5 protein-coding genes are annotated in these 7,755 nt (G+C 42.6%); all 5 read left to right on the forward strand.

Features of this window, described 5'->3' with window-relative positions; genetic code table 11:
* The first annotated feature begins 174 nt into the window (after positions 1 to 174).
* On the forward strand, positions 175 to 396 hold the full coding sequence (locus Q0192_RS01670; protein WP_299285123.1) for a helix-turn-helix domain-containing protein: 222 nt from the start codon (positions 175 to 177) through the stop codon (positions 394 to 396).
* A 425-nt stretch (positions 397 to 821) separates the two neighbouring features.
* On the forward strand, positions 822 to 1,919 hold the full coding sequence (locus Q0192_RS01675) for an oxygenase MpaB family protein (protein WP_299285112.1): 1,098 nt from the start codon (positions 822 to 824) through the stop codon (positions 1,917 to 1,919).
* Between the two features lie 45 nt (positions 1,920 to 1,964).
* Complete coding sequence (locus Q0192_RS01680) at positions 1,965 to 2,798, forward strand: sulfite exporter TauE/SafE family protein (protein ID WP_299285115.1); 834 nt, start codon at positions 1,965 to 1,967, stop codon at positions 2,796 to 2,798.
* Positions 2,795 to 3,187: a DUF1634 domain-containing protein gene (locus tag Q0192_RS01685; protein WP_299285118.1), complete on the forward strand. Its 393-nt coding sequence runs from the start codon at positions 2,795 to 2,797 to the stop codon at positions 3,185 to 3,187. Before Q0192_RS01680 ends, Q0192_RS01685 begins: the two co-directional genes overlap by 4 nt.
* A gap of 289 nt (positions 3,188 to 3,476) precedes the next feature.
* Positions 3,477 to 7,724 carry a two-component regulator propeller domain-containing protein gene (locus Q0192_RS01690; protein ID WP_299285120.1) on the forward strand — a complete coding sequence of 1,416 codons (4,248 nt, stop codon included), beginning with the start codon at positions 3,477 to 3,479 and terminating at the stop codon, positions 7,722 to 7,724.
* Positions 7,725 to 7,755 lie beyond the last annotated feature (31 nt).

Here is a 7,755-nt window from a genome sequence, read left to right on the forward strand (position 1 = left end):
ATTAGCCCGTGCCGCCTGATTTGGCTAAAGTCCAGCTAAGAAGCTGTTTAAATTTTGTTTAAGTTATTGGCAATGCTTCTTTTAGCACATAAAAATCATTGCCTTTTTGTAGTTTTTGTAACAGTAGGATATCCGGGCGCACCAATTTTATAGGCATAAAAGAAGCATCGCAAAATTTTATGCTATAAATTTAAACAGCTTCTTAAGGAATTGCAAGAAGACGGGTTGATTATAAGACATGACTACCAGGAAAAGCCCCCGCGGGTTGAATATGAATTAAGTGAACGGGGAAAGACACTTATCCCGGTGTTGAAAGCGATGTTTGATTGGGGTGTTCAAATGGATAACCCGGCTATGCGACAAACCTGGGACCCTGTTATTACAAATGGCCAATAATTGATTGATTTTTTTAAATTGAAGAAAGAAGAAAACATCGCGACGGCAAAAGGTGCAAGCGGTTAGTTTAATAATTTGAGAGCCTGTTTAAATTTACACAAGAAAAAATCTTGATGCTTCTTTTATCACCTAAAAATTGGTGTTTGCACTAACATAGCCAAAACAAAAAAAGCAAGTACTTGCCAATTTTTAGGTGATAAAAGAAGCATACAAAATATTTGAATAAGATCATCTGCAAACAATCAACAAATTATAGATGATATCGAAGTTGAACTGGATAAAATTTCCTTCTATCCGCTTGTGAAACAATTAACATAAAAGAAAATGCTGTCCATCAAGGGCGGCATTTTTTGTTTATGAAATACGCTTAGACGCACAACAAACTATTTGCCCTGCCAACCATTCTATTGCTGTAAATTGATGAGATGAAACCAGCAGCAGATCCTAACTTTCAAAACCTCTCTGCCATGCGGCAGCGGGGAGATTTTTTTGCAGATCAATTAATTGCGGAAGTTTTTGCAGATGACGTTCAAAAAGCAAATTTCCGTTCGTTTTTAGATTCCCTTACCTACAATCATCAGCTTAACCAACTTGATGATTTTTATGCGGTAAAAGAAGTATTCGCTGGCGCAAAAAAATTACCGGCTTGGGCCGATCAAAAGCTGATGCAGCAAGGCGCGGCTTTTTTTGCCGTTCACGCTACGGCCATCATGAATTTGCTGGGCTTGCTTTCGCTTCCGTATTGTTATGCTGCTGCGGATGGCGCAAAAGTTTTGGACCTTTCAGAACGAATCAGAAATAAGCCCGAACATCGTTTAGGCGAAACTGCCGATTTTATTTGGGACGTGATGGCGCCAGACGCTTTTGAGCCTGAAGGAAAAGCCTTTGTCAGCATTTTGAAAGTGCGTTTGCTGCACGCCGCCATCCGTTTTTACACCCAAAAAAGCGGTAAATGGAACGAAGATTGGGGTTTGCCGGTTAACCAGGAAGACATGGCCGGAACCAACCTTTCTTTTTCGCTCATTGTGGTCCGTGGCCTGCGCAAGTTTGGGTTGACGGTTGAATATCAACAGCAACAAGCTTTTATGCACTTGTGGAACGTGATCGGGTTTTTATTGGGCGTAGATGAACGTTTACTGCCCGAAACCGGAAAAGAAGCGCTATTGCTGGAAGAAGCCATCCGCATCCGGAATTTTAAAAGTTCGGCACATGGGCAATCACTTACGCGTTCTTTAATCCAATATTTTTCTACTGTTGATGCAACTTTCCCGCAAAAGGAAACGATGCAACTGATGCGCTATCTGGTTGGCGATGAAGTGGCCGATCTGTTGGCGCTTCCACCACAACAAGCACCAAACTCGACTATTAATTTTCTAAAACTGCTCAACAACTTTCAATTATTCGGCCAAGGAAACCCACGTTTTGCTTATCAAAAACAGCATTTAGCGTTTAAGAAAACCCGTTCTGCACCTGCCATCAAAAAAATGCCGCGTTTTAATTTGCCGCTTAGCTTAACTTCCTGAAAAAACAGTGCTAAAAGAAGTATTATTGCAAATGCACATAAACAAATGACGATACTTCTTTTAACCCTGTATATTTTGGTTGGTGCTTATTTTGCCGGGCTGATCGGTTCTTTAACCGGTTTGGGCGGAGGCGTCGTCATCATCCCGCTGCTTACCTTGCTGCTTAATGTTGATATCCATTATGCCATTGGCGCTTCGCTGGTTTCGGTTATTGCCACTTCCTCCGGCTCCGCGGCAGCGTATGTAAAAGAAGGCATCACGAACATGCGGCTGGGTATGTTCCTGGAAATTGCAACCACCATCGGCGCGGTTTTGGGTGCGTTTCTGTCCAGTTATATTCCCGCAGCGTATATTGCTGTTTTGTTTGGCCTGATTTTGCTTTTCTCGGCCATCATGTCTTTTGTAAAGAAAAACACCCAGGCTGATCCTGTTTCCAGCAAACCTGCAACCTGGTTAAAGTTAGGCAGTTCGTTTCCAGACGAAGGGAAGCAAATCCCATACGGCGTGCGCAATATTTTTGGAGGATTTGGTTTGATGGGTTTTGCCGGGATGATTTCGGGCTTGCTGGGCATTGGTTCGGGTTCTTTAAAAGTTGTTGCTATGGACAACATCATGCGCATCCCTTTTAAAGTTTCTACCACCACCAGCAATTTTATGATCGGCGTTACAGCCGCCGCAAGTGCCGTGGTTTATTTGCAGCGCGGTTATATTGATCCGGGCCTTTCCATGCCGGTGGTGCTGGGCGTAGTTTTGGGCGCAGTTACGGGTTCAAAAATTTTGGTGAAAGCCAACACCAAATCGTTGAAAGCTATTTTTGCCATTGTTATTTCTGTGATAGCTATCCAAATGATCTACAAGGGTTTAAGCGGAAAAATATGAGCAGCGAAAAAAAGATATTTAAGGATGCAGACGTGAAGCTGATGATCGGTTCTTTGCTACGTTGGGGCGTTATCGTTTCCATGTCGGTAGTTTTTATCGGAGGCTTGGTTTACCTTTACCGGCACGGCCACGAAAAAGCTTCTTACCACACTTTTAACGGCGAGCCGCTATTTTTAAGGAATATAAAAGGTATTTTACAAAATGTGGCAGCAGGGAAAGGCCGGGCAATTATCCAAACAGGAATTCTATTGCTGATTGCCACGCCCATTGCCCGCGTACTGCTTTCTGTTTTTAGTTTTTTGCTGGAAAAAGATTATCTGTATGTCGTGATTACGCTGATCGTTTTAGGCATTATTCTGTTTAGCATGTTGAGCGGGATCGGCGGTTGAAAGTTGGTCCGACCCTGTCCATTTTATTTCCGATGCTTCTTTTACCGCCTAAAAATCATTGGGCTTTCTTAATTTTTCTATTGGCACATTATTAAACACCAAATTTATATGCCTAAAAGAAGCATGGCCATCAACCAAAGCTTTTTTATTTGCTGCTGTAAACAACCAAAAAATTTTTGCCTGTAATAGATTTATTATTAAGGATTTAATAAAAAGGGAACGAATAAAAATTGTGTGCGTATAACAAGGCTATTTATATAAACTAATTCTAATGGTTTAAAAAACAGCCATGCCTTTAGCCGTTTCTTTTAAAAAAGCAATCATTTGTTTTGTTGCTTTTTTACTTACTTTCAAAACAACTGCCTTTTGCCAGCACAAAACAATCAAGTTTGAGCATATTGGCATTGCCGAAGGCATTTCGCAAATCAACATCACTAGCATTTTTCAGGACAGCCGCGGTTTTATGTGGTTTGGCACGAGGGACGGCCTGAACCGCTACGACGGCTATAATTTTACGGTTTACAGGTACGACCCTAAAAACAACAATACCATCAGCAATAATTTTATCCAGGATATTACCGAGGATAAAAGCGGCAACATCTGGATCGCAACACAAGTTGGCGGCATCAATAAATTTGATGTCAGGAAAGAGCAGTTCACCCGATTTTTGCACAACGAACATAACCTCAACAGCATTTCGAGCAATGCTATAAACAAAATTTTATTCGATTCGGAAGACAACTTATGGATTGCTACGAATGATAGGGGCTTAAATTGCTACAATATCAAAAAGAACTTTTTTAAGCATTACTTACACGCTGCCAATGATGTAAAAAGTGTTGGCGATAATAGCATTACCGCACTTTTAGAAGATTCTAAACACCAGGTATGGGTAGGCACCTATACCAACGGCCTAAACCTGTTTGATAAAAAAACACAAAGTTTTACCCGGTTTCTTCATAACGACAGCAACCCAGCTACTTTATCAAGTAATAGCATAACCAGTCTTTTTGAAGATGCCGGACACCGGATTTGGATTGGCACACAAGAAAAAGGGCTTAATTTATTTGATAAAAAAAGCAAGACCTTTCGCAGGTTTTTGCATGATAAAAATGATCCTGCAAGCCTGGTGGGCAACCATGTATTCAGTATCAACCAAGACAGCAACGGCAGTATCTGGATAGCGGCAGAAAACGGGGGCATCAGCATTTTGCGCAAAGGTACCAGTCATTTTGACAATTATGCTCATGATGATATTGACGACAACAGTTTAAGCGGAAACTCTATTTACGCCATTTGCAGAGACAAGCTGGGAAACATGTGGCTGGGCGCGTTTAGTGCAGGCATCAACCTTTTTAAAAAAAGCACGGAGAATTTTGTGCATTACCGGCATAATACCTCGGCAAATAGTTTGTCCAATAATTTTGTGTTAGACCTGGCAGAAGATGCGGCAGGAAACATTTGGGTTGGCACGGATGGCGGCGGCATCAATAAATTTGACCCTCAAAAAGGCACTTTTACTGCCTTAAAACAGCAAAAAAACGGTAAAGGGGTTGCCGGCAATTATGTGATTGACATTGCCGAAGACAGCAGCCGTAATTTATGGATCGGGATGTGGGCAAGCGGTGTAAGCGTGCTGAACGAAGCTACCAACCAAATTACAAACTATAAAAATAACCCTGCCAATTCAAATAGTTTAAGCGGCAATAATATCTATTCAATTATCCACACCCGGGACAAAAAAACCTGGATCGGCACTTTTAACGATGGACTGACTGCTTATGACAGCAAAACAAAAACTTTTAAACGTTACCGGTTTGATGCAAAAAACCCGAAAAGCATCAGCAGCGACCGAATTTATGACTTATTGGAAGACCGGAATAATAATTTATGGGTGGCCACTTATGATGCAGGAATGGATTTACTGGACCGAAAAACAAACACGTTTACCCACTTTCAGCACCAAGAGAAAACGAACAGTATCAGCAGTAACTCCGTTACAGATTTATTTGAAGACCATAAAGGGAATATTTGGATCAGTACGTTTTCAGGCTTAAATTTATTTAATCCTCAAACCCGTAAGTTCAAGGTTTTTGGTAAAACTGAAGGCCTGCCAAGCGACCTTATTTATGCGGTTCGCGAAGACAATAAAGGCAGGATGTGGATCAGTACGAACGCGGGCATTTCCATGTACAACCCGAACAGCAACAAATTTGAAAACTATACTACCGAAGATGGCCTGCAAGGTTCGGAATTTAAAGCCCATTCTGCTCTAAAAAGCCGTACCGGCATCATGTATTTTGGTGGTGTTAATGGTTTTAATGCTTTTGACCCCAAAAAAATAGCCAAGGAAAAAGGCTTTTCCCCTGTAGTCATCACCAGCTTTCAGTTGTTTAATAAACCTTTGGCCATTGCAAAAAACAGTACCGACCCATCGCCCTTAAAACAAAATATTTCTTACACCAGCTCCATTACCCTCTCCTATAACCAGTCTTTTATCTCGTTGGAATATGCAGCCCTTGACTATGCCTCAGCAGATAAAAAAGAATATGCTTATAAATTGGACGGTTTTGAAAAAGACTGGAACTATGTGGGCAAGCGTACGATGGCTTCGTACACCAATTTGGGCCCGGGCAACTATACTTTTAAAATCAAATATAAAAATAGTGCCGGTATCTGGTCGCCTGCCACTTCCGGTTTGCAAATTATTATCCTTCCGCCTTTTTGGGCCACCTGGTGGTTTAGGCTTATTGCTTTATGTGTTGTTGTTTTTAGTGTCTGCACCTGGTACAAAAGCCGCATCCGTTTTATTCAGGGGCAAAAAGCTTTGTTGGAGAAACAAGTAATAGAACGCACTACAGAAGTAAATAAACAGGCCGGTGATTTGAAGGGGCTGAACAAGGATTTACTGGCAAAATCTGAAGAGTTGGTTCTGCTCAACAAACAGTTAATCAGCCAGACACAGGAGGCAGAAAAGGCCAACCAGGCCAAAAGTATATTTTTGGCCACCATGAGCCACGAGATCCGCACACCAATGAACGGTGTGTTGGGGATGGCCTCGCTGTTAAACGAAACTAAGCTCGACCCGGAACAGTACGAATTTGCCCAAACCATATTGCATAGTGGCGAAGCTTTGCTAAACGTGATCAACGACATCCTCGACTTTTCCAAAATTGAGTCGGGCAAAATGGAGCTCGACCCGCATTCGTTTGAAATCCGTACCTGCGTTGAAGAAGTACTGGACCTGCTGGCAGGAAAGGCAGCACAGGCAGGGATAGACCTGATGTACCAGATTGACCACAAACTGCCAGCCCAATTAATTGGCGACAGCATGCGTTTGCGCCAGGTATTGATCAACCTTTTAGGAAATGCCCTGAAATTTACACCAAAAGGCGAAGTGTTTTTAGGATTAACGATGGCCGCACAAACAGCCGGAGACGAACTGCAACTCAATTTTGAGGTAAAAGATACTGGTATCGGCATCCCTGAAGAAAAGCTAGACAAACTGTTCAAAGCATTTTCGCAGGTTGATTCTTCTACTACCCGAAATTATGGCGGGACAGGGCTTGGCTTGGTGATTTGCGAACGGCTGATCAACCTAATGGGCGGCGACATTACGGTAAGCAGCGTTTTGGGGGCCGGCACAACCTTTAGTTTCAACATCAAATGCAAGGTAAGCCAGGAAAACAAAAAGTCTTTCACTTTGATAAACATGGCCGAAGTGGAAGGCTGCAAGGTGCTGGTGGTAGATGACAACGCCACCAACCGGCGCATTTTGCAATTGCAGTTGGAAAACTGGAAACTGAAACCGGTAATGGCACACTCGGGCAAAGATGCGCTGGAAACATTAAGTGGCCGCTCTGATTTTGATTTGGTGATATCGGACATGCAAATGCCGGAAATGGACGGCGTAGAACTTACCCAGTTGATCAAGAAAAAATACAAGCAATTGCCTGTTATCCTGCTAAGTTCTGTGGGCGATGAAACCAGGAATAAATATCCTGACTTGTTTACTTCCGTTCTCACAAAACCTGTGAAGCAGCAACATTTAAGCCGCGTGATCTTGTCGGCATTGCAGCACCAGCCAAAGCAGGCCGAAGCAGACCGCAAGCCCGACAGCCTTCTTAATAAAAATTTCGCCATCACTTATCCGTTAAAAATTATGGTGGCCGAGGACAACCAGATCAACCAAAAACTTATTTTGAAAGTGCTGGAGCGGCTCGGCTATACGGGCAGCCTGGCAGAAACAGGCAAGGAAGTGCTTCATTTGCTTGACCAGCAATACCATGATGTGATATTGATGGACATGCAAATGCCGGAAATGGACGGCCTGGAAGCCACACGGTACATCAGAAAACACCATGCCCGGCAACCGGCCATTGTGGCGCTTACGGCAAACGCTATGGCCGAAGACCGTGATGAATGTTTTAAGGCCGGCATGGACGATTATATTTCCAAACCCATCAAAATCGAAAAACTGATAGCCATATTGCAGCAAATAGGGACAAAGGTTTTTACAGAAACCACAGTTTTGTAGATACTTCTTTTACCACCATAAAATTAGTGCC

The organism is uncultured Mucilaginibacter sp., assembly GCF_937859865.1.
In the GTDB taxonomy this organism is placed as follows: Bacteria; Bacteroidota; Bacteroidia; order Sphingobacteriales; family Sphingobacteriaceae; genus Mucilaginibacter_A.

Coding starts and splice junctions, on each gene's coding strand:
- Q0192_RS01685 (WP_299285118.1), top strand. CDS start 2,795: ATGAGCAGCGAAAAAAAGATATTTAAGGATGCAGACGTGAAGCTGATG.
- Q0192_RS01675 (WP_299285112.1), top strand. CDS start 822: ATGAAACCAGCAGCAGATCCTAACTTTCAAAACCTCTCTGCCATGCGG.
- Q0192_RS01680 (WP_299285115.1), top strand. CDS start 1,965: ATGACGATACTTCTTTTAACCCTGTATATTTTGGTTGGTGCTTATTTT.
- Q0192_RS01690 (WP_299285120.1), top strand. CDS start 3,477: ATGCCTTTAGCCGTTTCTTTTAAAAAAGCAATCATTTGTTTTGTTGCT.